Origin of the sequence: Pigmentiphaga sp. NML080357, assembly GCF_002188465.1 — a bacterium.
Taxonomy (GTDB): domain Bacteria; phylum Pseudomonadota; class Gammaproteobacteria; order Burkholderiales; family Burkholderiaceae_B; genus Pigmentiphaga.
This window is the reverse complement of record NZ_NINW01000040.1, coordinates 25,690-49,275: the sequence shown is the minus strand read 5'-3', so window position 1 is coordinate 49,275 and position 23,586 is coordinate 25,690. Positions and strand designations below refer to the sequence as shown.

The following is a 23,586-nucleotide window of genomic DNA, read 5'->3' as shown; positions in this document are numbered from 1 at the left end:
GCCTCATCCGGTCCCCGCGATCAGCCGCGGCGTCCCGCCTGGACCTCCGCGGTCCGGACCTCGGCCGCGAGCTTGTCCAGCACGCCGTTGACGAACTTGAACCCGTCGGTCCCGCCGAAGGACTTGGCCAGCTCCACCGCTTCGTTGATCACGACCTTGTAGGGGATCTCGACGTGATTGAGCAATTCGTAGGCGCCGATCAGCAGGATGCCGTGCTCGACCGGCGACAGCTCCGCGACCGGGCGGTCCAGGAAGGGCGCGAAACGCTCGCGCAGCGCGGCCGCATCGCGCGCCGCGCCGTAGAGCAGCGCCTTGTAATGTGCGAGGTCGGCTTCGGCGAATCCTTCGTCGTCCTGCATGTGGGCATCGATCTCGCCCATCTCGCCGGCGTCGGCGCCCTTGAGCAGCCACTCGTAGACGCCCTGCAAGGCGACCTCCCGCGCACGGCGCCGGGCACTGCGCCCGGCCTGGCGGCTTGCTTCAGTCATGCCGGTTTTCCTCGTCATCCAGGTCTTCGTCTTCGTCGTCCTCGTCTTCCTCGTCGAAGTCCTCGTCGTCTTCCTCCGGTTCGAGGGTGGCAAGCAGGTTGGCCATTTCCACCGCGGTCTGCGCGCAATCGCGGCCCTTGCCGGCGGCTCGCTCGAGCGCCTGCTCCTCGGTGTCGGTCGTCAGCACGCCATTGGCGACGGGAATGCCGGTCTCGAGCGACACGCGCGTGATGGCGGCGGCGCTTTCATTGCTGACCACCTCGAAGTGGTAGGTCTCGCCGCGCACCACCGCGCCCAGCGCGATCAGCGCGTCGAACTCGCCGGTATGGGCGAGCTGGGCCAGCGTCACGCCGAGCTCGAGCGCGCCGGGCACCGAGATGACCATGATGTCGCGTTCGTCCACGCCCAGCTTGCCCAGTTCCTCCAGGCAGGCCTGCAGCTCCTGCTCGCCGATGTTCTCGTTGAAGCGGGAGCGCACGATGCAGATATGCAGCCCTTCGCCATTCAAATCGGGGGTCATGGTATAGGGATTCATGATGGGGCGCCGTCCTTGGTGGGGGGTTGTTCGTGGCCGGCGTCGTAGCCGGTCACGGTAAGAGAAAAGCCGGTCATGCTGGGCATCCGGATCGGTCGCGCCAGCAGCTTCATGTTGCCGACGTTGAGGTCTTTCAGGATCTGCGCGCCGACACCGTAGGTGCGCAGGTCCATGCGGGGCGGCGCGTCTCCGCAAGCCGCGCCGGAGCGGTCCTGGTCGATCAGTTGCTGGAACTCCGCCACGAGATCGCAGGCGGTGCCGTCGCAATTGAGCAGGATCACCACGCCGGCCTCGGCCTGCGAGATGGCTTCGAGGGCGCTGGGCACGCTCCAGCTGTGCGTGCTCTTGGCGACCTCCAGCACGTCGAGCAGCGACGTGGGCTCGTGCACCCGGACCAGGGTCTCGCGATCCTGGCGGATGTCGCCGTGGACCAGCGCCAGGTGCGGCGCGCCGCTGGGCGTGTCGCGGTACATGACCGCGCGGAAGGTGCCGTAGGCGGTGCGTATCGGCCGTTCGGCCACGCGCTGCACCAGCGATTCGTGCTCGCTGCGGTACTGGATCAGGTCGGCGATGGTGCCGATCTTGATGTCGTGCTGCCGGGAGAATTCGATGAGATCCGGCAGCCGCGCCATCGATCCGTCGTCCTTCAGGACTTCGCAGATCACGGATGCCGGCGTGAGTCCGGCCATCGCCGTCAGGTCGCAGCCGGCCTCGGTATGGCCGGCGCGGGCCAGCACGCCGCCGCGCGCCGCCTTGAGCGGGAAGATATGGCCGGGCTGCACCAGGTCCGAAGGCTTGGCGTCGCGCGCGACCGCGGCCTGGACCGTGCGGGCCCGGTCGGCCGCCGAGATCCCGGTGGTAACGCCCTGGGCGGCCTCGATCGACACCGTGAAATTGGTGCCGTGCTTGGTGCCGTTGGCCGAGACCATCAGCGGCAGGTTCAGCTGCCGGCAGCGGTCCTCGGTAAGTGTCAGGCAGATCAGGCCACGGCCGTAGCGGGCCATGAAATTGATGGCTTCCGGGGTGACGAATTCGGCGGCCATCACCAGATCGCCCTCGTTCTCGCGGTCTTCCTCGTCCACCAGGATGACCATGCGGCCGGCGCGCAGCTCGGCCACGATTTCAGGCACCGACGAGATGGCCGAAGAGCCGCCGGGAGCGGGAACGGGAGAAATGAATGCAGACATGGCGATCGTCCGGCGCGGGGTTGCGTGCTGTACCGGTTGCGGCGCGGAGAGCGGCCGGTACGGGGAAACCGCGTATTTTACCCGGATGCGGGGGAAATTCGCCGGGCGGGTGCTTCCCGGGGCGCTCTTCCTTACGGGGCCTCGGCCGGCTCCGCCGGCCGGTCCAGCCGCGGCCGCAGGGCGGGATCCAGCGCCTCCCGACCGTCGAAGACGAAGCAGCTGCCCTCGAATCCCTCGCCGCCGGTCTCCTCGAAGTACTTGAGGATGCCGCCCTCGAGCTGGTAGATGCGCTCGATGCCCGCCTCGGCCATGTAGATGGCGGCCTTCTCGCAGCGTATGCCGCCGGTGCAGAAGCTCACCACGGTCTTGCCTTCGAGCTCCGCGCGGTGCGCCTCTACCGCGGCGGGAAATTCCGTGAACTTCGAGATGCGCCAGTCGACGGCGCCCCGGAACGTGCCCTCGTCGACTTCGAAGGCATTGCGGGTATCGAGCATGACCAGTTCGCGGCCCGCGTCGTCGCGGCCCTGGCGCAGCCACCGCACCACCGTGCGGGCATCGACAGCCGGCGCCCGGCCGGCTTCGGGCCGGATCGTCGGATGATCCATGCGGATGATCTCGCGCTTGACCTTGACCAGCAGCTTGCGAAAGGGCACATGGTCGGAAAGGCTTTCCTTGACCTCGATGCCGGCGAGCCGTTCGCCGAATGCCGGCCCGTGGCGCAGCCAGTCCAGCCAGGCGTCGATGCCGGCGCGGGCGCCGGCCAGGAACAGGTTGATGCCCTCGGGCGCCAGCAGCACCGTACCCTTGAGCCCGCAGGCCTGCGCCCGCTCCCGCGCCGCCCGCTGCAGCGCGGGCAGGTCGTCCAGGGACACGAAGCGATAGGCGGCGATATTGACGACTGCGGGCACGGCGATCCAATCCGGGAACGGCAAAGCGCGATAGTTTACGCGCCGGCGGCCGCCGCCTCGAATTCCAGCTTGCGATAGCCGTAGCGCTCGGCCGTCATGTGGGCCAGGATCGCGACGGCGATTTCGGGCGGCGTGCGGGCGCCGATCCGCAGCCCCACCGGCCCGTGCAGCCGTGCCAGGTCGTCCGGGGTCAGGTCGAACTCCACCAGCCGTTCGCGGCGCTTCTTCTGGTTGGCCCGCGAGCCGATGGCGCCCACGTAGAACGCCTCGGACTTGAGCGCCTCCAGCAGCGCGAGATCGTCGAGCTTGGGATCGTGCGTGAGCGCGACGATGGCCGTATGGCGGTCGGGGCGCATCTCGACCACGGTATCGTCGGGCATGGTGGACACCAGCCGAGCCCCGGCCACCTCCCAGCCTTGCGCGTACTCTTCGCGCGGGTCGCAGACGATCACTTCATAGTCGAGCGCGAGCGCCATCTGCGCCAGGTACTGCGACATCTGGCCGGCGCCGATGATCAGGAGGCGCCAGCTCGGCCCATGTGTGGCGACCAGTTCGGTCGCGGTCAGCACCAGCGTATCGGCGCGGTCGCGGGCCGGCTCGAGCGTGGCGGCGCCGGTAGCAAGATCGAGCCGCCGCAATACCCGGTGCCCTGCGCTCAGTTCGGCGAGCAACCGATCCACGCCGCTGTGCTCGCGCACCGGCTCCAGGACCAGTTCCAGCGTGCCGCCGCATGGCAGTCCGAAACGGGTGGCCTCCTCGGCGGAAACGCCGTAGCGCACGACGCGGGGGGCGGAACCGGACCAGGCGCCGGCGCGCGCCTTGTCCGACAGGTCGTCCTCGATACAGCCGCCCGAGACCGAACCTGCGATGGCGCCGTCGCCGCGCACGGCAACCATCGCCCCGATGGGCCGCGGCGCGGATCCCCACGTGCGCGTTACCGTGCCCAGTACGGCCTCGTGCCCCTCGCGCCGCCACTGGGCCAGGCGCCGCAAGACGTCCAGATCGACGTTGTCCATTGCTCGTTGCCACTCCACTTCATTCGCAGAACGCCATGATAGTGCAGGCGGGCAACGCGGCGGCCGCGCTATGCGCAGGCCCCGGCCGACACGGCGGGAAAACGGCCCGCGCGGCTCAGGCCGCCGATGGGGGGCCGCTCGAGCCGCTCGCCCAGCCATTGCGCGGTGCGCAGCACGGCGTCCAGATCGATGCCGGTCGCAACCCCCATGCGTTCGAGCATGTAGACCACGTCCTCGGTGGCGACATTGCCCGTGGCCGCCGGCGCGAACGGGCAGCCGCCAAAGCCGCCCGTGCTCGCATCCAGCGCATCGACGCCCGCCTCCACCGCGGCCAGCACATTGGCCAAGCCGGTATTGCGGGTATTGTGGAAATGGCATCGCAGGCGCGCCGCCGGAGCCAGCGCGCGCGTGCCCGCCAGCAGCGCGCGCACCTGGGTCGGCACGCCGCAGCCTATGGTGTCGGCCAGGGCGATCTCGTGCGGCTGCGCCGGCAGCAGCGACTCGATCATCGCCAGCACCCGGTCCGCCGGCACCTCGCCTTCGAACGGACAGCCGAATGCGGCGCCGACCGTGACCGAGGTCCGCATGCCGGCGGCCCGCGCATCCTGGAGAATGGCCGCGGCCGCGGCCGCCATGTCCGCCATGCCGGCTCCCTGGTTCTTGCGCGAGAACGTTTCGCTGGCCACCACCACGACGTTGACCTCGTCGCAACGCGCCGCACGGGCGCGCTCCAGCCCCGCGGCGTTGAGCACCAGGCCGATGAGCGACAAGCCGGGCCGGCGTTCCACGCCCGCCATGACGGCTTCGGCGTCGGCCATCTGAGGCACGCGCCTGGGGTTGACGAAGCTGGCCGCTTCCACCCGATCCGTCCCGGCCTCCGCCACGCGCCGGATCAGCTCGATCTTGTCCGCCGATGGCAACAGCACGCGCTCATTCTGTATGCCGTCGCGCGGCGCCACCTCGACGATTTCCACCTTGCGTTCCATCTCCGCTCCCTGGGCGCGATGCCCGATCGCATCGCTTTTGTCCGGACAAACATAGCGCGCCCCGCGGCACGGCGCAAGACGCGCACGGCCCTCCCGGCTTATGATCCAATATCGATACGCTGCCGCAGCGCGGCGCCGACGGACGGCTGACCCGGCAACCTCTTCCAGGAGCAAGGGCCATGACGGCAGACCACACAGCATCTCTGCGCGACCGCGTCGTCCTCGTCACCGGCGGCACGCGCGGACTGGGACGGGAAATGGCGCTGGCGCTCGTGGCCGCCGGTGCCAGGGTGGCCATTACCGGCGCCCATGCCTCGGACGCCATGCACGAGACCATGGCACTGGCCCAGGCCAACGCGGGCATCGGCCGCATGTTCGCCATCGTCGCCGACGTCACCCGTTTCGACCATTGCTCGCGTGCCGTCGCGGAAATCCGCGATCACTTCGGCGCGCTGCACGTGCTGGTGAACAATGCCGGTATCGGCATGGGCATCATCAGCGATACGTTCACGACCGAACCGGCGCGTTTCTGGAAGACGGACCCGCAGGCCTGGCGCGCCATCATCGAGACCAACGTCAACGGCGCCTTCAACATGGCGCGCGCCGCCGCCCCGTCGATGGTGGCCCAAGGGTTCGGCAAGATCATCAATATCTCCACCAGCGAACAGACCATGGTGCGCTGCGGCTATTCGCCCTACGGGCCGAGCAAGGCCGCCGTCGAAGCCGCCTCGCGCATCTGGGCCCAGGACCTGGCGGGCACCGGCGTCGACGTCAACGTCTACCTGCCCGGCGGCGCCGCCGATACCGACTTCCTGCCGGGCGGCCCCGGCAAGAAAGGCGCCGACGGCAACCTGCTGCCCGCCTCCATCATGCGCCGCGGCATCCTGTGGCTGTGCTCGGACGCCTCCAATGGGCATACCGGCGAGCGCTACATCGCCCGGCTGTGGAACGAATCGCTGCCCGTTGACCTGGCCGCCGAGGGCGCCCGGGCGCCGCACGCCGGCAAGCCCGCCATCATGTAGAACGAAGCGCCAGGGATGTTTGGCGTCAACCGGCCCTAGCGCTTGCGCTCGATTTCCATCCGGTAGCTGAAGGTCGCGGCGGGATGCCAATTGAACGAGCAGATGACGCTGCCGGCCGCCGAGAAATAGTGACGGATCAAGCACAGCGCAATGGCGCCATCGCGGTCGTCGAGCAGGGGGCGCAGATGCGCGGGCATGGGCTCGGCGCGGATTTCCTGGGTGGCGCGCACGATGGGCTCGCCGGTGCGCGCCTCGATGTGCGCATAGAACGGCCCCACGCAGTCCTGCAATTCCGGCCCTATCCAGGCCAGGCGGTCCGGCAGGAACGAACTGGTGCAGCAGATGGGCGGGCCGCCGGAGGCGGTCCGCCGCACGCTGTCCACCTGCAGCCAGCGCTCGCCCGGCTCGGCGCCGAGCACCGCGGCCGTGGCCGCGTCGAGCTCCACTAGGGTCGAGGCGCGAATGGCCACATGGGTATCGAGCGCAAACTGGAACAGGTCGGCCAGCGACCGGATGGACTGCTGGTAGGCGCGCTGCGATTGCGGGGCCAGGACGATCGTGCCCAGGCCTGGCCGGCGTTCGACCATGCCGTGCTCGACCAGGTTGGCCAGGGCGGCGCGCACGGTATAGCGGCTGACGCCGAACTCGCGGCACAGTGCGCTTTCGGTGGGGACGTGGCCGCCGACGGGATAGATGCCGCGTTCGATGCGGGCCCGCAGGGCCTCCAGGATCTGGCGGTAGCGGGGCCCGGCGCCCGTCGAGGCGCGCGGCCCGGACGGCGCGGGCCGCCGCCCCGATTCTCGTTTTGCCGGCATGCCGGGATGATCTTGCAAGTTCGGACCAGTCCAAGATAGCACGCGGGCCGGCCGCCTGCCGCGCCGGCCCGCGCCGTGCTAGTCTAAGAGGCTGTTTGCCGCAGGCACACGACTTATTCGCCATTTTCTTTCCGCTACTTTTCCCTTCCCGGCGACCTCGCTCTGGCCGCCGCCCTCAGGAGACAGGCATGTATCAGGACCTCGCCCTTTACATCGACGGAGAATTCATCCAAGGCGGCGGTCGTCGCGAACAGGACGTCATCAACCCGGCCACCCAGGAAGTGCTGGGCAAGCTGCCGCACGCCTCCCGCGCCGACCTCGACCGCGCCCTGGCGGCCGCGCAGCGCGCCTTCGAGAGCTGGAAGAAGACCTCGCCCATGGAGCGCTCGCGCATCCTGCGCAAGGTTGCCGAGCTGGCGCGCGAACGGGCGCAGGACATCGGGCGCAACCTGACGCTGGACCAAGGCAAGCCGCTGGCCGAGGCCGTGGCCGAGATCATGACCTGCTCCGAGCATGCCGAGTGGCACGCCGAGGAATGCCGCCGCATCTACGGCCGAGTCATCCCTCCCCGCAACCCGGCGGTGCGCCAGTTCGTCGTACGCGAGCCGGTGGGCGTCTGCGCCGCGTTCACGCCCTGGAACTTCCCGTTCAACCAGGCCATCCGCAAGGTCTCCGCGGCCGTCGCCGCCGGCTGCACCATCATCCTGAAGGGTCCGGAAGACACGCCCAGCGCGGTCGTGGCCATGGCCCAGCTATTCCACGACGCCGGGCTGCCCCCCGGCGTGCTGAACATCGTCTGGGGCGTGCCCAGCGAGATCTCCACCTACCTCATCGAATCGCCCATCGTGCGCAAGATCTCGTTCACCGGGTCGGTACCGGTGGGCAAGCAGCTGGCGGCGCTGGCCGGCGCCCACATGAAGCGCACCACGATGGAACTGGGCGGCCATTCCCCGGTGCTGGTCTTCGACGACGCCGACGTCGAGCCCGCGGCCGAGATGCTGGCGCGCATGAAGATCCGCAACGCCGGCCAGGTCTGCATATCGCCGACCCGCTTCTACGTCCAGGAAAAAGCCTACGACAAGTTCGTGGCGCGCTTCGCCGACACCATCGCCTCCATCAAGGTCGGCGACGGCCTGGGCAAGGGCGTGGAAATGGGCCCCCTGGCCCACGAACGCCGGCTGATGGCCATGGAAACCTTCCTGGACGACGCCAGCCAGCGCGGCGGCCGTGTCGTGACGGGCGGCTCGCGCATGGGCGAAAAAGGCTATTTCTTCTCGCCCGCGGTCGTGACCGACATCCCCGACGACTCCAAGCTGATGACTGAGGAACCCTTCGGCCCCATCGCCCCGGTCACGCGCTTCAAGACCATCGAGGAAGTGCTCAAGCGCGCCAACAGCCTGCCCTTCGGCCTGGCCTCGTATGTGTTCACGAACTCGCTGAAGACCGCGACCGCCGTGTCCAACGGCCTGGAAGCCGGGATGGTCAACATCAACCACTTCGGCGTCGCCCTGGCCGAGACGCCCTTCGGCGGCGTGAAGGACTCGGGCATAGGCAGCGAAGGCGGCGTCGAGACCTTCGACGGCTATCTGGTGACCAAGTTCATCACGCAGATCTGACGACCTGCGTGCCGCGGGCCCGACGGGCCCCGCGGTCTCGTTCTTCGTCCGGGACTTCGCGCCGGCCCTTGGCCGGGCACCTCCCGGAGCTCACATTACCGACAGCCCCCCATCCACCATCAGATGCGTACCCGTCATGAACGACGCCTCGTCCGACGCGAGCCAGACGATGGGCCAGGCGATCTCCTCGGGTTCGGCCCAGCGCCGCAACAGCGAGGTATCGCTGCGCTCGCGCCTGAGCTCCTCGACCGGCTTGCCCCGCGCCTGCGCGCGGCCCACGTGGAATTCGGTCAAGGTCGATCCCGGGCATACCGCATTGACCCGGACACCGTGCGGTGCCTCCTCGAACGCCAGGGTGCGCGTCATCGCCAGCAGGCCGGCCTTGGTGGCGTCATAGATGCCCATGCCCGCACGGCCGGTCACGGCATAGCAGGAGGATACGATCACCACACTGCCTCGGCCGGCTGCGCGCAGCGCGGGCAGCGCGGCACGGCAATAGTTGGCGGTGCCGACCAGGTTGACGTTCACCATCGCCTGCCATTCCTCGGGTCGCGCCTGCGACAGCGGCGAATAGTTGCGCATCGCGGCATTGCATACCAGGACATCGAGCCCGCCCCAGGCTTGCATGGCGAGCTCCGCCGCTCGCGGCGCGGCATCGGCATCGGCCACGTCGGCGGCGAAGCATTCCACGCGCGCATCGGGATGGTGTTCGCGCAGCGCCGCGGCGGTACGCTCCAGGGCGGCGGCATCGCGGTCCACCAGCAGCACCGCTGCGCCTTCCCGGCAGAACAGGTGCGCGGTCGCGGCGCCTATGCCGGAGGCGCCGCCGGTGATGAGCGCCCTGCGTTCGGCAAGTCTGGCCATCGCGTCACCCCGCCTTCGCGCCGGTGGCCTTGATCACCCTGCCCCAGCGCTCCACTTCGGTCCGTATCCAGGAACCGAACTGTTCCGGCGTATTGGCGACCACCTCGAACTCCATGTCGCGCAGCTTCTGCTGTACGTCGGGCATGTGCAGGATCCTGACGATTTCCTTGTTGTAGCGATCGATGATCTTGCGCGGCGTGCCGGCCGGTGCCAGGAAACCGATCCACGAGGTGGCGACGAAGTTGGGATAGCCCGCCTCGATCATGGTCGGAATTTCTGGCGTGCTGGGAAAACGCTTCTCGCCCGTGGAAGCCAACAGCTTCAGGCGTCCTTCCTTCACGTATTGCTGGACGTTGCCGGGCACCATGAAAGCGGCCTGGACGTTGCCCGCGACCAGATCCACCAGCGCCGGCGAGGCGCCGCGGTACGGTACGTGGGTCGCGCCCAGCCCGGACGCTTCGTTGAGCATTTCCATGGTCAGGTGCGAAGCGCTGCCCGTGGCGACCGAACCGTACGAAAGCTTGCCCGGGTGCGCCTTGGACCAGGCCACGAGTTCGGCCACCGACTTGACGGGCAGGTTCGGGTTGACCACCAGGTATTGCGGCGAGCTGACCGCCAGTGTGATGGGCGCCAGGTCGGTGACCGGGTCATAGGGCATGTTGTCGAACAGCGTCTTGTTGATGGCGATCGGCCCGTTGTAGCCCACGAGCAGCGTGTAGCCGTCCGGCGCCGACTTGGCGACCAGGTCGGCGCCGATGTTGCCGCCCGCGCCCGGCTTGTTCTCGACGATGACCGGCTGGCCCAGTATGCCTTCGAGCTTGGAAGCGACCAGCCGCCCCAGGACGTCGTTGGTGCTGCCCACGATGGGCACGATGATGCGCACGGGCTTGGTCGGCGCCCAGTCTTCGGCCGCCGCGGCGCCCTGGATGACGGAACAGGCGGCCAGCGCCCAGGCCGCCTTGCGTAGGAATGCATGCATGAAAGTCTCCTTACCCTCTCGTTATGGAAGCGGCCTCCGGCCGCGTGGCTACACGCTGTAGACGGGCTGGTTCAGGCCGTCCGCCAGGTGTTCTTTGGCCCATTCCATCGGATCCGCCGACCGATCGAGCAATACGCCCGCCGCCCGCACCCGTTGGGCGGCGCCGTCCAGGGCGGGCGGCTCGGTGCCGTTGGCCAGGCCCAGCGCCGCCTCGTGCAGCATCCGGCGCGCCATGACGATGGCGCGGTCCGTGGGCAGCAGCCGCTCGGCCTCGTGGTTCTGGATGGGGCCCATGCTTTCCTGCAGCGAGGCATCCTGCATGGCGAAGCCAAACACACCGCTATAGGCGCGTTTCTCTTTCTGAGCCACCCGGTCGATCAGATAGTCGTTGTCCTTGTTCGCGAGCGGACGGAAAGTGACCGGATCGCAGGGCGCATGGATGCCCTTGCCCGCGTCCAGATCGGCGCGTTCCTGCTCCGACAGCGGCTTGTCCGGATGGAAGTTGATGCTCCAGGCCCAGCAGTTGTGATCGTCGATGGGCACCCACACGTGGCCGCCCAGCGCATGCTCGCCGAACGGCGGGATCAGGGTGAACCAGGGGAACAGCCACTGCGTGATGCGCCAGTAGTACGAGTCCGGTTCGCCGTTGCGGCGGCCGTACAGCGTCAGGCCGAAATCGTTCTTCTGGATGTCGAACACCACGTTGCCATCGGCCTTGATGTAGTCGTTGGCTTTGGTGCCCTGGTGCATGGGATCCACGTCCACCTCGTAGCGGTGCACGTACGAGACATGGCTGGTATCGATGCCGCCTTCCATCGCCTGCAGGTAGTTGGACTCCTGCAGGCGCTTGGACACGTAGATGTGGCTTTCCGGCAGGCTGCACCATTCGACCTCGGGCAGGCTGGGCTGCTTGTCGGGCGGCCCCATGTAGGCCCAGACGATGGTGCCGCGCTCGATGCAGGGATACGCCTTGATGCCCATGCGGGCACAGCTTTGCGGCGCCGAGGGCACGTCCACGCATTCGCCGCGGCGATTGAACTTGAGCCCATGGTAGGCGCAGCGGATGCCGTCCTCCTCGTTGCGGCCGAAGTACAGCGACACGCCACGATGCGAACAGAACTCGTCGATCAGCGCCGGATGCCCGCTGCTGTCCCGGAACGCCAGGAGCTTCTCGCCCATGATCTGCACGCGCACCGGCGGACAGTCGGGTTCGGCGATTTCGCTCGACTTGAGTATCGGCACCCAATAACGCCGCAGCAAATTGCCCATGGGCGTGCCTGGCCCCGTGCGCACCAGGATTTCCGAGGTTTCCTTGTTCATGACTCCACAGCCTCCTGCTGAACGATGTCCGTTCTGTGATAATTGAGTCCATTCTACGGACATATATCGAGTTGTCAACCGCCCGGGCGCGGCGTAACGGTGCTCGCCCTCGGCTACGATGTCGGGCTCGACGGATCGAAAAATGCGGGGAAAGGTGTGGCGGAAACCGAGAAACTGGGCGATAGCGTGCGGGCCGTGGACCGGGCCCTGGAGATCCTGCTGGCCTTCACGGCGGCGGACTGCGAATTGACGGTGGGGCAGCTGCTCAAGCGGGTGGACCTGAGCCGGCCGACGCTCTATCGCCTGCTCTACACGCTGGAACAGCGCGGTTTCGTGGTGTCCGAAGGCGACCCGCAGAAATTCCGCCTCGGGCCCTCGGTGGGCCAGCTCGCGCATGTCTGGACATCGAGCCAGGACCTCGCCGCCCTTGCCGCGCCGCTGATGCAAAGGCTGCGCGAGCAGACCGGCGAAACGGTCGCCCTGTTCGTGCTGGAAGGCGGCGACCGCCTCTGCATCGCGGAGCTGCCCAGCGCCCAGCCATTGAGCTTCAAGCGCGGCATCGGCTATCGGGAACGGATATCCGTCGGCGCCAGCGGCCGCGCCATTCTCGCCAACATCGGCGCGGACGGGGAAGACCGCCGCCGTTACGCGGCCGAGCGCGGCCTGGACATCGCGCGGCCGGTGGAGGACCTGGACATGGTCAAGCAGCGGGGCTATGCGGTCAGCAAGGACGAACTGATCCAGGGCGCGGTGGCGATCGCCGCGCCGTTCTTCGATCGCAGCGGCCAAGTGGCCGGATCATTGGGAGTTTTCGGGCCGGGCGCGCGGCTGCCGGCCGAGCGCATCCAGGCATTCGGCGAAATGCTGGTGCGGGAGGCTGCCGAACTCTCGCGAACGCTGGGAAAGCGCGAGGAATCCTGACCCGCGCCCGGTGCGTCAGGTCCGCGACGGAGCCGCGGCGGCGCGCGCAGCCGCCAGGCGCCCCGGATCCGGCGCCCGCATGCGGACGTCCGCGCCGACGCGGCGCACGTCCGCGAACTCGAAGCGGCGTGCCTGGTCGAGCTCTTCGAGCAAAGGCAGCCGGGCCATGCCGGCGCCCTCGCCCAGCAGCATGGGCGCCATGTACACCAGCAATTCGTCGACGCAGCCCGCTTGCAGCAGGGCGCCGGTGAGCTGCGCCCCCGCTTCGGCATGCACTTCGTTGATGTCGTGCTGGCCGAGCCAGCGCATGACCGCCGGCAGGTCGACACGGCCGCCGGCGTCCGGCAGGCAGATGATCCGTGCGTTGCGCGCAGCCAGTTCGGCGCTCTTGGCGGCGTCCTCGCGCGCGGTGAAGACCCAGGTTTCGGTGCCATCGAGCAGGCGCGCATCCGCCGGCATGCGCAGCCGGGAATCCAGCACGATCTTGCGCGGCGGACGCGTGGTCGGCACATGACGCACGTCCAGGCGGGGGTTGTCGGCCAATACGGTGCCGATCCCCGTCAGCACGGCGCAACTGCGTGCGCGCCAATGGTGGCCATCGGCGCGCGCAGCCTCGCCGGTAATCCATTGCGATCGGCCGTTGGACAGCGCGCTGCGCCCGTCCAGCGAAGCTGCCATCTTGGCCCAGAGCCAGGGTGTGCCCCGGCTCATGCGGGCCACGAAGCCGATGTTCAACGCCAGCGCCTCGTCCAGGCATACGCCAACCGTGACGGCGATGCCGGCGGCGCGCAACCGCGCCAGGCCCTCGCCATTGACGCGCGGATTGGGATCGCCCATGGCCACGACGACACGCGCCGGCGCAGCCGCGACCAGCGCGTCCACGCAAGGCGGCGTGCGCCCGTAGTGGCTGCACGGTTCCAGCGTGACGTAGACGGTCGCTCCTCGCACCGGCAGCCCGCGCGCCTGCGCATCGCGCAGCGCGCAGACCTCCGCATGCGGCCCGCCCACCGGCTGGGTCGCGCCTTCGCCCAGCACTTCGCCATCGCGCACGATCACGCAGCCCACGCGCGGATTGGGGGATGTGGCGTAGATGACGCCTTCGGCCAGCTCCAGCGCGCGCCGCATCCAGGCGGCATCCTCGGGGCGTTCGGTGGCGTCTGGAATCATGGGCGGCAGTACTCGCTCAAGGTTTGGCGCCGGGAGGGAGCGGCCCCTGGATCTCGCGCACCACGTCGGTGAACTCGTCCACGTCCTCGAAACTCTTGTAGACCGAAGCGAAGCGGATGTAGGCGATCTTGTCGAGCTTCTTGAGCTCCTGCATGACGAGTTCGCCCACCCGCTCCGACGGAACTTCGCGCAAGCCGCTGGTCATCAGGGCTTCCTCGATGCGGGTGATGGCGGCCTCGACCGCGTCGGCGCTCACCGCGCGCTTGCGCAGCGCGAGCATCAGGCTGCCGCGCAGCTTGCCCTGGTCGTACTCGGACCGGCTGCCGTTGCGCTTGACCACCGTCGGCAAGGACAGCTCCACCCGCTCGTAGGTGGTGAACCGGCGGTCGCAGTTCGAACAGCGGCGGCGCCGGCGGATGGCGCTGCCCTCTTCCAGCACCCGGGTATCGATCACCTGGGTGTCGTCGTGACGACAGAAAGGACATTTCATGCGCTGCTCTCTCTAGACGACATGCATGTCAGTTTTCCATGGCGCTACCCCCTCCCCGCCCAGGGCACAGCGGATCCGGCTTTGCCGGTCCGCCAGTGCCGCCCCCTGGGGGGCGCGCGTCAGCGCGTAGGGGGGGCCACATCTTTAGCCGTAGACGGGGAACTTGGCGGTCAAGGCGTTGACACGCTCACGCACGGCGGCCAGGTTGGCCTCGTCGCGCGGGTTGTCCAGCACGTCGGCGATGAGGTTGGCGGTCAGGCGCGCTTCGTCTTCCTTGAAACCGCGCGTGGTCATGGCCGGCGAGCCGACCCGGATGCCGCTGGTGACGAAGGGCTTTTCCGGATCGTTGGGGATGGCGTTCTTGTTGACCGTGATGTGAGCCTGCCCCAGCGCCTGCTCGGCATCCTTGCCCGTGATGCCCTTGGCCCGGAGATCGACGAGCATGACGTGGCTCTCGGTGCGGCCCGACACGATGCGCAGGCCGCGCTCGACCAGCGTCTCGGCCATTACCTTGGCGTTGGCCACGACCTGCGCGGCGTACTGCTTGAACGACGGATCCAGCGCTTCCTTGAAGGCCACCGCCTTGGCGGCGATGACGTGCTCCAGCGGCCCGCCCTGGATGCCCGGGAAGATGGCCGAATTGACGGCCTTTTCGAACTCGGCCTTGCACATGATCAGGCCACCGCGCGGACCGCGCAGCGACTTGTGCGTGGTCGAGGTGACGAAATCGGCGTGCGGGACCGGGTTCGGATAGACGCCTCCGGCGACCAGGCCCGCATAGTGGGCGATGTCCACCATGAACAGCGCGCCGTTGGCCTTGGCGATCTCGGCGAAGCGGGCGAAGTCGATGCGCAGCGCATAGGCCGACGCGCCGGCCACGATCAGCTTGGGCTTGTGTTCGGCGGCCAGGCGCGCGACCTGGTCGTAGTCGATCTCTTCCTGGGCGTTCAGGCCGTACGAGAGGAAGTTGTAGAGCTTGCCCGAGGCGTTGACCGGCGAACCGTGGGTCAGGTGGCCACCCTCGGCCAGGCTCATGCCCAGCACGGTGTCGCCCGGCTTGAGCACGGCCATGTAGACACCCTGGTTGGCCTGCGAGCCGGAGTTGGGCTGGACGTTGACGGCATCGGCGCCGAAGATCTGCTTGGCGCGGTCGATGGCCAGCTGTTCGACGATGTCGACGAATTCGCATCCGCCGTAGTAGCGCTTGCCGGGATACCCCTCGGCGTACTTGTTGGTGAGCTGCGTGCCCTGGGCCTGCATGACGGCCGGGCTGGCGTAGTTTTCCGAGGCGATCAGCTCGATGTGCTGTTCCTGGCGCTGGTTTTCGAGCTCGATGGCGGACCAGAGGTCGGGGTCGATCTGGGCGATGGTGCGGCTGCGGTCGAACATGACAGTTTCCTTTCCTGTGCAGAGCGGCCAACCGGCATGTTATAGACGCAACCGGCCAGCCGTGATTACGAAAACCGCGCTACCCCGGCATGGCCGCCCCGCCGGCGGGCGGATTGGCAAAAACTCGTGGTCATGCGCGATCTACGAACTGCCTAACGGCTGCCCAGGCGAACGGCGAGCGGCCCCGGCACCGCCTGAAGGCTCGTGCCGGATACCGCCAAAACCCTGCGCTTCCTTGTGGTTTACCCACCTGGAAAGCGGCTGGAAACCGCTTCCTAGAATCGCCAGTTACGCAGGGCGAAGGCAATGCGCACTATTTTAGCGCAGAGTGGAAGGAAGGCACAGGCACGCGCCTGCGTTTGTCCCGCTGAGCGATGCGCGGCGGCGCACTCTTCCATACCGCAAAGCCGCAACGAATACCTCAAGACCCCCCCCTTCCATATCAAATCGGCATATCAGCTGTCCGCCCGACAGGCTATCGCCCCCCCGCTCGCTCCCGCCACAATCGCCCCAAGCGGGATGACACCGCACCCACCAGGAGACACCATGGACCGCCGCTACATCAGGCACCTCGCCCCATTGCTGGTCGCCCTTTCCCTCCTCGCCCCCACCGCACCGGCCTTCGCCCAAGACTTTCCCCACAAGCCGGTCAAGATCGTCGTCGGTTTCGGCCCCGGCGGCCTGGGCGACACCGTTGTCCGGACCCTTGCCCAGGAGATGGCCAAGTCCATGGGCCAGAGCGTGGTCGTCGAGAATGCCCCCGGCGCCGGCGGCATCACCGCCGCCTCCGCGGTCGCCCGCGCCGCTCCCGACGGCTACACCCTGCTGCTGGTCAGCGGCCAGAACGCCTTCAGCCCCTACCTGTTCAAATCGCTGCCCTACGACCCCGTCGACGACTTTGCCATGATCTCCACCATCGGGACCTTTCACTTCCTGCTGGTCGCCGACAAGGACAGCCCGCTCAAGACCGTGGCCGACGTCATCGCCGCCGCCCGGCGCGATCCCGCGCACTTCAACATCGGCACCATCAGCGTCGGCAGCGCCCAGCACCTGTCGGCCCGGCTGTTCGCCACCATGGCGGGACTGGACGTGCCCATCGTCCCCTTCAAGTCCACCGGGGACGTCATCGCCGCGCTGCGCGGACGCAGCGTACAGGTGGCGATGGAAACCGTCACCGGCGCGCTCGGCCAGATCCGGGGCGGTTCGCTGCGGGCCATCGCCACGACCGCGCCGGCGCGGATCGGCTTCCTGCCCGACGTACCCACCATCGCCGAAAGCGGCGGCCCGACCCTGTCCAGGTATGTGTCCGAATCCTGGAATGGCATCGTCGCCCCGGCCGGCACGCCCGCCGACGTCGTGCAGAAACTGAACCGCGAGATCGCCAAGGCCCTGGCCACCCCCGAGGTGCGCCAGCGCTTCGTCTCGCTCGGCATCGAGCCGCGCGGCAGCAGCCCGGAGGCACTCAAGGAAGTCTTCCTGAAAGACGCGGCCAAATGGCGCGTCGTGATCGAGGAAGCCAGGATCGAAAAGCAATAACCCCGTCATCGAAAGTGGAACCCATGATGAACACGGATACGGCGCCGCGCGCGCGGCAAACTTCCTTTCACCCCGGCGCCACCGACGCCGAACGGCGAGTCCGCGTCGACCTGGCCGCCTGCTATCGCCTGATCGACCTGTTCGGCATGAGCGACATGATCCTGAATCACATCTCGGCGCGCGTGCCGGGCGCCGAGGAACATTTCCTGATCAACCCCTTCGGCATGATGTACGAGGAAATCACGGCCTCGTGCCTGATCAAGGTCGACCTCGCGGGCAACGTGATCCACAATCCCAACGCCGACTACACCATCAACCTGCCCGGCTACGTCATCCACAGCGCCATCCATGGCGCGCGGCCCGACGTCGGCTGCGTCCTGCACACCCACACGCCCGCCGGCATGGCGGTGTCTGCCCTCGAATGCGGATTGCTGCCACTGAACCAGACCGCGATGCGGTTCGCTTCGGCGGTGGCATATCACGAGTTCGAAGGGGTGGCCGTGGACCTGGACGAACGGCAACGGCTCGCCAGCAACCTGGGCGACAAGGACGTCATGATCCTGCGCAACCACGGCCTGCTGGCAGTGGGCAGCAACGTGGCCGAGGCCTTCGTGAACATGCAGCGGCTGGAGCGGGCCTGCCAGACGCAGCTCTTGACCCTGTCGGCCGGCAGCCCGCTGCACATGCCCGCGGCGGCCATGGTGGAGCGCGCCTACCAGCAGTTGCGCCGCGCCCCCACGCCCAATCCGGACGGCAGCCACCCGCCGCATGGCGAGCGCGAGTGGCCCGCGCTGCTGCGGATGCTGGACCGGCGCGACATGAGCTATCGTGATTAGGATGCGCGCCGGAACGACGGCGCCCATTCCCATCCCGACAAGAAGGAACCCACAATGAAACACCGCGTACTGCAGATCGGTCCCATCACCCCGCCCGCCGACGCCCGCCTGGCGCGCGACTATGACATCGCACCGCTGTGGAAGCAGCCCGACCCGGCCGCGTTCCTCGCCGAGCACGGCGCGGAATTCGAAGGCATCGTGGTGCACGTTCGCGACGCGTGCGATGCCTCCATTCTCGAGTCCTTGCCCAACGCCAAGGTCATCGCCAATTTCGGCGTGGGATACGACAAGATCGACGTCGATACGGCCAAGCGGCTGGGCATCCAGATCAGTAATACGCCGCAGGTGCTGGACGGTTGTGTCGCGGACCTCGCGATGGGACTGGCAATCGACGTGGCCCGCGGCATTTCGACGACCGATCGCTTCGTGCGGGCGGGCGGCTGGAAATCCGGCCAGCGTCCGCTGATGACGCGGGTGCACGGCAAGAACATGGGGCTGCTCGGCTTCGGCGGAATCGGCCAGGCCGTGGGCCGCCGCGCCGCCGGTTTCGACATGACGGTGCGCTACAACACGCGCCGCCCGGTGGAAGGCTTTGCCGGGCAGCACGTCGCCTCGCTGGTCGAACTGGCGAAGTGGGCCGACTTCCTCGTGGTGGCCTGTCCCGGCGGCGCGCAGACGCGGCACCTGGTCAATGCCGAGGTCCTGGACGCCCTCGGGCCCCGGGGCATCCTGGTGAACATCGCGCGCGGCAGCGTGGTGGACGAAGCGGCGCTGGTGCGTGCGCTGCAGGAAGGCCGCCTGGGCGGCGCCGGCCTGGACGTGTTCGAGAACGAGCCCAATGTGCCGGAAGCCCTGCTCGCCATGGACAACGTCGTCGCCCTGTCGCACATCGCGGGCTTCACGCGCGAATCGCGGGCCGACATGGAGGCGCTGGTGTGCGACAACCTCGACGCCTACTTCCGCACAGGCCGGGTACTGACGCCGGTCTGACGACCGCCCCGCCGCCATGCCGCGCTTTGCCGCCAACCTGACCATGCTGTATCCCGACCGGCCGTTCCTCGACCGGTTCGGTTGCGCGGCACGCGACGGCTTCGCCGCCGTCGAGTTCTTCTTTCCCTATCCCTATCCCGCCGCCGAGCTGGCGGCGCGGCTCGAGGGCCATGGCCTGCGGCTGGTTTTCTTCAATGCGACGCCCAGGCAGGATCCGGCGGAACGGGGCATCGCGTGCCTGCCCGGCCGCGAACGGGAGTTCCGCGACGGTTTCCTGCGCGCGCTCGACTACGCCGCGGCGCTCGAATGCGAATGCCTGCACGTGATGTCGGGGCTCGTGCCGGCCGGCATCGACCGGCGGGCGCTGCACGCGACCTATGTGGAGAACCTGGCCTGGGCCGCCGGTCTGGCCGCGCGCAGCGGGCGCCGTGTGCTGATCGAACCGATCAACCCTCGCGATGCGCCCGGTTTTTTCCTGACGCGCCAGGACGAGGCGCACGCGATCGTGCGCGAGGTCGGCTCGCCCCACCTCCAGGTACAGATGGACCTCTATCACTGCCAGATCGTGGAAGGCGACCTCGCGGCCCGGCTGCGCCGCTACGTGCCGACCGGGTGCGTGGGGCACATGCAGATCGCCGGCGTGCCCGACCGCCACGAGCCCGACACCGGCGAGGTGAACTTCCCCTACCTGTTCGAATTGATCGATGCCCTGGGCTACGACGGCTGGATAGGCTGCGAGTATCACCCGGAGCGGGGAAGCGCACCGGGCGGGACTTCGGCCGGGCTGGACTGGCTGCGCCGCGCGCACGGCCTCACATCCGCAGGTCCAGCACCAGTTCGCGGATGATGTCCTGCATGGCCTGCTGGGTGCGCGTGGCGGGCCGCTGCGCGCTGACCGCGAGGGCAAGCTTGCTGCGCAGCCGCGGCTTGACGATGGGAATGGCGTGGAACACCCGCTCGCGGCCGGAAGTTCGCACCGCGTTGACCGACAGTACCGCCGCCCCGACTCCCTCGGCGACCAGGTCGAGCATCGCGGCGACGCCGTCGATCTCCATCGCTATTTTCGGATGCCTGCCGATGTTCGCCAGCTCCGCCTCGACCAGCATGCGTATCGTATTGGGCCGGGTCGGGATGATCAGGGGCTCGTCCGCGAGCTCGCGCACGCCGATGGACTTGCGCGCCGGACCGCTGCCGCGCCGCCTGACCAGGTAGAAGTCCTCTTCCAGCAGCACCACGCTATCGACGTCCGGGGAAGGCACGGGGTTGTACAGCAGCGCGATATCCAGCCGCCCGCTGATCAGCGACTCCTGCAGGCTGGTCGACAGATTCTCGGAAATGGATAGCGCGGCCTCCGGCAGGCGCTGCCTGACGACCCGGGTCAGCGGCACGGTCAGCATCTTGGCAAAGCGCGGCGGCAGCCCGATCGCAACCCGGCCGGCGAGCGCGCCGCGCACGCGGCCCAGTTCTTCGCGCGTGCGCGAGACCTGGTGCAGGATGCCTCGCCCGTGTTCGAGCAAGACCTTGCCCGCTTCCGTGGGAACGACGCCCCGCCCGTTGCGCGTCAGCAGGCTTTGCCCCAGCTCCATCTCGAGCTGGCGTACCTGGCGGCTCAGCGCCGGCTGCGCGATGTTCAGCGCGATGGAAGCGCGCGTGAAGCCGCCCAGTTCGGCCACGCGCACGAAATATTCGAGTTGCTTCAGGTCCACGATGGCTGCGCCGGAGCGACATGGAACGAGGCGCCCCGGCGGCACGCGGCCAGCCCGCAGCTCGGCCCCGCGAGGCGCCCTAGGCGGCGTCGGCCGGCTCTTCCCACGCGTCCTGCAGCCCGCCGTCGAGGTGGGCGACGTCGCCCCAGCCGTCCACGCGCCACGCGCCGTCCTCGACCACGAGACGGTTGATGCTGACGTTGTGCAGCGTATGGCGGCGCTCGGCCCGCAGCGACAGCCCCTGGGCGTGGCGGTAGGCGGTGTCCAGCACGCCGCTGTGGGTGAACACCAGCACCCGCTCGCCGGGATGGGCGGCGGCAATGCGATCCAGCGTCGCCACCACGCGCTGATGGAACTGGCGCAGCGACTCGCCCCCGTCCAGCTCGTAGTCCGGATGCCGCTCGCGGACGGCGACGGCAGCCTCGGGATGGCGCTCGGCCAATTCGTCGAAGCTGAGCCCCTCGAAGATGCCGTATTTGCGCTCGCGCAGTCCCGGGTCGAGCCGGACCTCCAGGCCCAGCCGCGCGGCGGTCGGCCGCGCCGTGTCATGCGCCCGCCCGAGGTCGCTGCTGTAGATAGCGTGCACGCGGTCGCGCCCCGGGTGAAAACGAGCCGCAACCTGCTCGGCCTGTGCGCGCCCCAGCGCGTTCAGGCCGATATCGAGCGTTCCCTGCACGCGGCGCAACCGGTTCCATTCGGTTTCGCCGTGCCGGACCAGCCAGAGCTCAGTCATTGGAAGCGATCTGCCTGGGCGCCAGCGCGGGGTTCAAGGTGTAGGTGCCCATGAGCGCCGCCTGCCCCAGCACGTGCTTTTCTATCGCGCGGCGCACGTCGCCCCCGGTGAACTTGCCTTCCACGGCCACCTTGGGCACGTCCAGCGCATACACCGTGAAGACGTAGTGGTGCACGATGGAATCGTTCCACGGCGGGCACGGGCCGTCATAGCCGTAGTAGTCGCCGCTCATGTCGTGGTCGGCGGCGAACCATCCGGTGTAGTCGTTGACGCCCTGGCGGGTATCGCCGGGCGCATGGGGGCCGGCCTTGCCGCGCGGCGTCACGCCGTTGCTGAACTCGCCTTCCTCGATCTCGGTCCTGGATGCCGGCAGGTCCACCAGCACCCAGTGGAAGAAATCCACGCGCGGCAAGTCGGCGGGCACCTGCCGGCCGGCCTGGTTGACGTCGTCGCCCTTGCTGGGCACGTCGTAGTCGTGGCAGATGATCGCGAAAGATTTCGTGCCCGCCGGCACGTCGTCCCAGGCGAGATGGGGATTGACGTTGTCCGACAGCGTCACCTGCGTCTTGGGATCGATCTTGCCGAAGGCATAGCGCGCCGGGATGGGTTCGCCATCCATGAAGGAATTGCTCCAGAGCTTCATCGCGATACTCCTAAGAACTAAGAATCGTTTACCACGGCATGATGTGCCTGGGTTCTAACCGCCGTGCGCGGCGTGGTGCGCCCGGGGGCGGCCCGGAAAGCGACTCCGGCCCTTCATCGTACCGTGACGCGGGCGAACTTTCGTTTACCAACTTGTACGACGTAGGTGCCGGCCTCCAGCTTCAGGCCCTTGTCCTCGATCTTGGCCGAATCGATGCGCACGCCTCCCTGCTCGATGTTGCGCTGCGCTTCGGAAGCCGAGGCGCACAGCCCGGCCTCGCGCAGCACGTGCAAGATCCCCAGCGGCGCCCCGGCAAGCGAGACTTCCGGCATCTGGTCCGGGATGGCCTTCTGCTTGAAACGGGCCTCGAAGTCGGCCAGGGCCTGGTCGGCGGCAGCGGCCGAGTGAAAACGTGTAACGATTTCCTGCGCCAGCAGGACCTTGATGTCGCGCGGATTGCGGCCGCCCTCGGCGTCGCGCTTCAAGCTGGCGATCTCGTCGAGCGACTTGAACGACAGCAGTTCGTAGTAGCGCCACATCAAGGTGTCGGAAATCGACATCAGTTTGCCGAACATCGACTCGGGCGACTCGGAAATGCCGATGTAGTTGTTCTTGGACTTGGACATCTTCTCGACGCCGTCCGTGCCTTCGAGCAGCGGCATGGTCAGGATGCACTGGGGCTCCTGGCCGTATTCCTTCTGCAGCTCGCGCCCCACCAGCAGGTTGAACTTCTGGTCGGTGCCGCCCAGCTCCAGGTCGGCCTTCAGCGCCACCGAATCGTAGCCTTGCATCAGCGGATAGAGGAATTCGTGCACCGAGATCGGCACGCCGTTCTTGAAGCGCTTGGTAAAGTCCTCGCGCTCGAGCATGCGGGCGACGGTGTAGCGGGAGGCGAGCTGGATCATGCCGCGTGCGCCGAGCGGATCGCACCATTCGGAGTTGTAGCGGACTTCGGTGCGGGCCGGGTCCAGCACCAGGCTGGCCTGGGCGTAGTAGGTCTGTGCGTTGGCCTCGATCTGTTCCCGGGTGAGCGGCGGGCGGGTGGCGTTGCGGCCGCTGGGGTCGCCGATCATGGAGGTGAAGTCGCCGATCAGGAAAATGACCGTGTGGCCGAGTTCCTGAAGTTGGCGCATCTTGTTCAGCACCACCGTGTGTCCGAGGTGGATGTCGGGCGCGGTGGGGTCCAGGCCCAGCTTGATGCGCAAGGGCGTCCCGGTCGTCCGGCTGCGCGCCAGCTTGCGGCCGAATTCGGCTTCCACCAGCAGCTCGTCGCAGCCCCGGCGCACGATCGCCAGATCGCGCTCGACCTCCGGTGTAACCGGATATGTCTCCTTCGCCTCCGGTGCGCCGGAGAGAGGTGCGGACGGGTCGGTCGATTTCGTTTCGATCATGGCGTGAACTGCTCTGGAAAATGTGTAAATTGTAATTAATCGTATTGG

General features: G+C 68.0%; 24 protein-coding genes and 1 riboswitch. Of the genes, 7 read left to right on the top strand and 17 right to left on the bottom strand.

Annotated features, from left to right (window positions below; all coding sequences use genetic code 11):
* Positions 1-20: 20 nt before the first annotated feature.
* From nusB to CDO44_RS18425, 6 genes are all read right to left on the bottom strand, one after another.
* Positions 21-506 (bottom strand): transcription antitermination factor NusB, encoded by a 486-nt coding sequence (nusB, locus tag CDO44_RS18450; RefSeq protein ID WP_369824691.1) that lies wholly within the window; start codon positions 504-506, stop codon positions 21-23.
* On the bottom strand, positions 481-1,023 hold the full coding sequence (gene ribH / locus CDO44_RS18445; protein WP_087781753.1) for a 6,7-dimethyl-8-ribityllumazine synthase: 543 nt from the start codon (positions 1,021-1,023) through the stop codon (positions 481-483). The genes nusB and ribH overlap by 26 nt, the downstream gene beginning before the upstream one ends.
* On the bottom strand, positions 1,020-2,210 hold the full coding sequence (ribBA, locus tag CDO44_RS18440) for a bifunctional 3,4-dihydroxy-2-butanone-4-phosphate synthase/GTP cyclohydrolase II (RefSeq protein WP_087781752.1): 1,191 nt from the start codon (positions 2,208-2,210) through the stop codon (positions 1,020-1,022). The genes ribH and ribBA overlap by 4 nt, the downstream gene beginning before the upstream one ends.
* A 131-nt stretch (positions 2,211-2,341) precedes the next feature.
* On the bottom strand, positions 2,342-3,118 hold the full coding sequence (locus CDO44_RS18435) for a sulfurtransferase (protein WP_087781791.1): 777 nt from the start codon (positions 3,116-3,118) through the stop codon (positions 2,342-2,344).
* Positions 3,119-3,153: 35 nt separating this feature from the next.
* On the bottom strand, positions 3,154-4,134 hold the full coding sequence (locus tag CDO44_RS18430) for an XdhC family protein (protein WP_087781751.1): 981 nt from the start codon (positions 4,132-4,134) through the stop codon (positions 3,154-3,156).
* Positions 4,135-4,202: 68 nt separating this feature from the next.
* Positions 4,203-5,120 (bottom strand): hydroxymethylglutaryl-CoA lyase, encoded by a 918-nt coding sequence (locus CDO44_RS18425; protein WP_087781750.1) that lies wholly within the window; start codon positions 5,118-5,120, stop codon positions 4,203-4,205.
* 179 nt (positions 5,121-5,299) lie between these two features.
* Here CDO44_RS18425 and CDO44_RS18420 point away from each other — a divergent pair, with 179 nt between their 5' ends.
* Positions 5,300-6,142 (top strand): SDR family NAD(P)-dependent oxidoreductase, encoded by an 843-nt coding sequence (locus CDO44_RS18420; protein WP_087781749.1) that lies wholly within the window; start codon positions 5,300-5,302, stop codon positions 6,140-6,142.
* Between the two features lie 35 nt (positions 6,143-6,177).
* Here the strand turns inward: CDO44_RS18420 and CDO44_RS18415 are convergent, their stop codons facing one another.
* Positions 6,178-6,957, bottom strand: coding sequence for a GntR family transcriptional regulator (locus CDO44_RS18415; protein ID WP_087781748.1), 780 nt, complete (start codon positions 6,955-6,957; stop codon positions 6,178-6,180).
* Positions 6,958-7,145: 188 nt separating this feature from the next.
* Here CDO44_RS18415 and CDO44_RS18410 point away from each other — a divergent pair, with 188 nt between their 5' ends.
* Positions 7,146-8,573, top strand: coding sequence for an NAD-dependent succinate-semialdehyde dehydrogenase (locus CDO44_RS18410; RefSeq protein WP_087781747.1), 1,428 nt, complete (start codon positions 7,146-7,148; stop codon positions 8,571-8,573).
* 90 nt (positions 8,574-8,663) lie between these two features.
* Here the strand turns inward: CDO44_RS18410 and CDO44_RS18405 are convergent, their stop codons facing one another.
* From CDO44_RS18405 to CDO44_RS18395, 3 genes are read right to left on the bottom strand one after another with little or no spacing between them, the layout of a single operon-like run.
* A complete protein-coding gene (locus CDO44_RS18405; RefSeq protein WP_087781746.1) occupies positions 8,664-9,437 on the bottom strand; it encodes an SDR family NAD(P)-dependent oxidoreductase in 774 nt (257 codons plus the stop codon).
* 4 nt (positions 9,438-9,441) lie between these two features.
* Entirely contained in the window at positions 9,442-10,416 is a 975-nt protein-coding gene (locus tag CDO44_RS18400) for a tripartite tricarboxylate transporter substrate binding protein (protein WP_087781745.1), read from the bottom strand.
* Between the two features lie 48 nt (positions 10,417-10,464).
* Complete coding sequence (locus CDO44_RS18395) at positions 10,465-11,736, bottom strand: Rieske 2Fe-2S domain-containing protein (protein ID WP_087781744.1); 1,272 nt, start codon at positions 11,734-11,736, stop codon at positions 10,465-10,467.
* Positions 11,737-11,892: 156 nt separating this feature from the next.
* Here CDO44_RS18395 and CDO44_RS18390 point away from each other — a divergent pair, with 156 nt between their 5' ends.
* A complete protein-coding gene (locus CDO44_RS18390; RefSeq protein ID WP_233146259.1) occupies positions 11,893-12,657 on the top strand; it encodes an IclR family transcriptional regulator in 765 nt (254 codons plus the stop codon).
* Between the two features lie 15 nt (positions 12,658-12,672).
* On the opposite strand, the gene ribD is transcribed toward CDO44_RS18390, so the two are convergent.
* From ribD to glyA, 3 genes are all read right to left on the bottom strand, one after another.
* Positions 12,673-13,782 (bottom strand): bifunctional diaminohydroxyphosphoribosylaminopyrimidine deaminase/5-amino-6-(5-phosphoribosylamino)uracil reductase RibD, encoded by a 1,110-nt coding sequence (ribD, locus tag CDO44_RS18385; RefSeq protein ID WP_198951391.1) that lies wholly within the window; start codon positions 13,780-13,782, stop codon positions 12,673-12,675.
* Positions 13,783-13,840: 58 nt separating this feature from the next.
* Entirely contained in the window at positions 13,841-14,314 is a 474-nt protein-coding gene (nrdR, locus tag CDO44_RS18380) for a transcriptional regulator NrdR (protein WP_087781742.1), read from the bottom strand.
* 144 nt (positions 14,315-14,458) lie between these two features.
* Positions 14,459-15,703 carry a serine hydroxymethyltransferase gene (glyA, locus tag CDO44_RS18375; protein ID WP_087781741.1) on the bottom strand — a complete coding sequence of 415 codons (1,245 nt, stop codon included), beginning with the start codon at positions 15,701-15,703 and terminating at the stop codon, positions 14,459-14,461.
* Between the two features lie 154 nt (positions 15,704-15,857).
* Positions 15,858-16,005, bottom strand: a riboswitch (ZMP/ZTP riboswitch).
* 244 nt (positions 16,006-16,249) lie between these two features.
* Here glyA and CDO44_RS18370 point away from each other — a divergent pair.
* Genes CDO44_RS18370 through otnI form a run of 4 tightly spaced genes read left to right on the top strand, consistent with a single transcriptional unit; the run spans position 16,250 to position 19,912 of the window.
* Positions 16,250-17,239, top strand: a complete 990-nt coding sequence (locus CDO44_RS18370; protein ID WP_158213335.1) for a tripartite tricarboxylate transporter substrate binding protein — start codon at positions 16,250-16,252, stop codon at positions 17,237-17,239.
* Between the two features lie 26 nt (positions 17,240-17,265).
* Positions 17,266-18,075 carry a class II aldolase/adducin family protein gene (locus CDO44_RS18365; RefSeq protein WP_087781739.1) on the top strand — a complete coding sequence of 270 codons (810 nt, stop codon included), beginning with the start codon at positions 17,266-17,268 and terminating at the stop codon, positions 18,073-18,075.
* Positions 18,076-18,129: 54 nt separating this feature from the next.
* Positions 18,130-19,065, top strand: coding sequence for a 2-hydroxyacid dehydrogenase (locus CDO44_RS18360; protein ID WP_087781738.1), 936 nt, complete (start codon positions 18,130-18,132; stop codon positions 19,063-19,065).
* Between the two features lie 16 nt (positions 19,066-19,081).
* Positions 19,082-19,912, top strand: coding sequence for a 2-oxo-tetronate isomerase (otnI, locus tag CDO44_RS18355; protein ID WP_087781737.1), 831 nt, complete (start codon positions 19,082-19,084; stop codon positions 19,910-19,912).
* Here the strand turns inward: otnI and CDO44_RS18350 are convergent.
* The 4 genes from CDO44_RS18350 to tyrS form a co-directional block, all read right to left on the bottom strand.
* Positions 19,878-20,771: a LysR substrate-binding domain-containing protein gene (locus tag CDO44_RS18350; protein WP_087781736.1), complete on the bottom strand. Its 894-nt coding sequence runs from the start codon at positions 20,769-20,771 to the stop codon at positions 19,878-19,880. The two genes, otnI and CDO44_RS18350, sit on opposite strands and share 35 nt — an antisense overlap.
* A gap of 79 nt (positions 20,772-20,850) precedes the next feature.
* A complete protein-coding gene (locus CDO44_RS18345) occupies positions 20,851-21,504 on the bottom strand; it encodes a histidine phosphatase family protein (RefSeq protein WP_087781735.1) in 654 nt (217 codons plus the stop codon).
* The gene (locus CDO44_RS18340) at positions 21,497-22,147 is read right to left on the bottom strand and encodes a YbhB/YbcL family Raf kinase inhibitor-like protein (protein ID WP_087781734.1); all 651 of its coding nucleotides are present in this window, start codon (positions 22,145-22,147) and stop codon (positions 21,497-21,499) included. The genes CDO44_RS18345 and CDO44_RS18340 overlap by 8 nt, the downstream gene beginning before the upstream one ends.
* A 113-nt stretch (positions 22,148-22,260) precedes the next feature.
* Positions 22,261-23,538, bottom strand: coding sequence for a tyrosine--tRNA ligase (tyrS, locus tag CDO44_RS18335; protein ID WP_087781733.1), 1,278 nt, complete (start codon positions 23,536-23,538; stop codon positions 22,261-22,263).
* Positions 23,539-23,586 lie beyond the last annotated feature (48 nt).

Bases quoted from the DNA above. Each gene is read 5' to 3' on its own strand.
- CDO44_RS18415 (WP_087781748.1), bottom strand. From the start codon at position 6,957: ATGCCGGCAAAACGAGAATCGGGGCGGCGGCCCGCGCCGTCCGGGCCG.
- tyrS (WP_087781733.1), bottom strand. From the start codon at position 23,538: ATGATCGAAACGAAATCGACCGACCCGTCCGCACCTCTCTCCGGCGCA.
- CDO44_RS18425 (WP_087781750.1), bottom strand. From the start codon at position 5,120: ATGGAACGCAAGGTGGAAATCGTCGAGGTGGCGCCGCGCGACGGCATA.
- CDO44_RS18400 (WP_087781745.1), bottom strand. From the start codon at position 10,416: ATGCATGCATTCCTACGCAAGGCGGCCTGGGCGCTGGCCGCCTGTTCC.
- ribH (WP_087781753.1), bottom strand. From the start codon at position 1,023: ATGAATCCCTATACCATGACCCCCGATTTGAATGGCGAAGGGCTGCAT.
- ribD (WP_198951391.1), bottom strand. From the start codon at position 13,782: ATGCGGCGCGCGCTGGAGCTGGCCGAAGGCGTCATCTACGCCACATCC.
- CDO44_RS18395 (WP_087781744.1), bottom strand. From the start codon at position 11,736: ATGAACAAGGAAACCTCGGAAATCCTGGTGCGCACGGGGCCAGGCACG.
- nrdR (WP_087781742.1), bottom strand. From the start codon at position 14,314: ATGAAATGTCCTTTCTGTCGTCACGACGACACCCAGGTGATCGATACC.
- CDO44_RS18345 (WP_087781735.1), bottom strand. From the start codon at position 21,504: ATGACTGAGCTCTGGCTGGTCCGGCACGGCGAAACCGAATGGAACCGG.
- nusB (WP_369824691.1), bottom strand. From the start codon at position 506: ATGACGAGGAAAACCGGCATGACTGAAGCAAGCCGCCAGGCCGGGCGC.
- CDO44_RS18420 (WP_087781749.1), top strand. From the start codon at position 5,300: ATGACGGCAGACCACACAGCATCTCTGCGCGACCGCGTCGTCCTCGTC.
- otnI (WP_087781737.1), top strand. From the start codon at position 19,082: ATGCCGCGCTTTGCCGCCAACCTGACCATGCTGTATCCCGACCGGCCG.
- CDO44_RS18405 (WP_087781746.1), bottom strand. From the start codon at position 9,437: ATGGCCAGACTTGCCGAACGCAGGGCGCTCATCACCGGCGGCGCCTCC.
- CDO44_RS18430 (WP_087781751.1), bottom strand. From the start codon at position 4,134: ATGGACAACGTCGATCTGGACGTCTTGCGGCGCCTGGCCCAGTGGCGG.
- CDO44_RS18340 (WP_087781734.1), bottom strand. From the start codon at position 22,147: ATGAAGCTCTGGAGCAATTCCTTCATGGATGGCGAACCCATCCCGGCG.
- CDO44_RS18360 (WP_087781738.1), top strand. From the start codon at position 18,130: ATGAAACACCGCGTACTGCAGATCGGTCCCATCACCCCGCCCGCCGAC.
- CDO44_RS18370 (WP_158213335.1), top strand. From the start codon at position 16,250: ATGGACCGCCGCTACATCAGGCACCTCGCCCCATTGCTGGTCGCCCTT.
- glyA (WP_087781741.1), bottom strand. From the start codon at position 15,703: ATGTTCGACCGCAGCCGCACCATCGCCCAGATCGACCCCGACCTCTGG.
- ribBA (WP_087781752.1), bottom strand. From the start codon at position 2,210: ATGTCTGCATTCATTTCTCCCGTTCCCGCTCCCGGCGGCTCTTCGGCC.
- CDO44_RS18410 (WP_087781747.1), top strand. From the start codon at position 7,146: ATGTATCAGGACCTCGCCCTTTACATCGACGGAGAATTCATCCAAGGC.
- CDO44_RS18365 (WP_087781739.1), top strand. From the start codon at position 17,266: ATGAACACGGATACGGCGCCGCGCGCGCGGCAAACTTCCTTTCACCCC.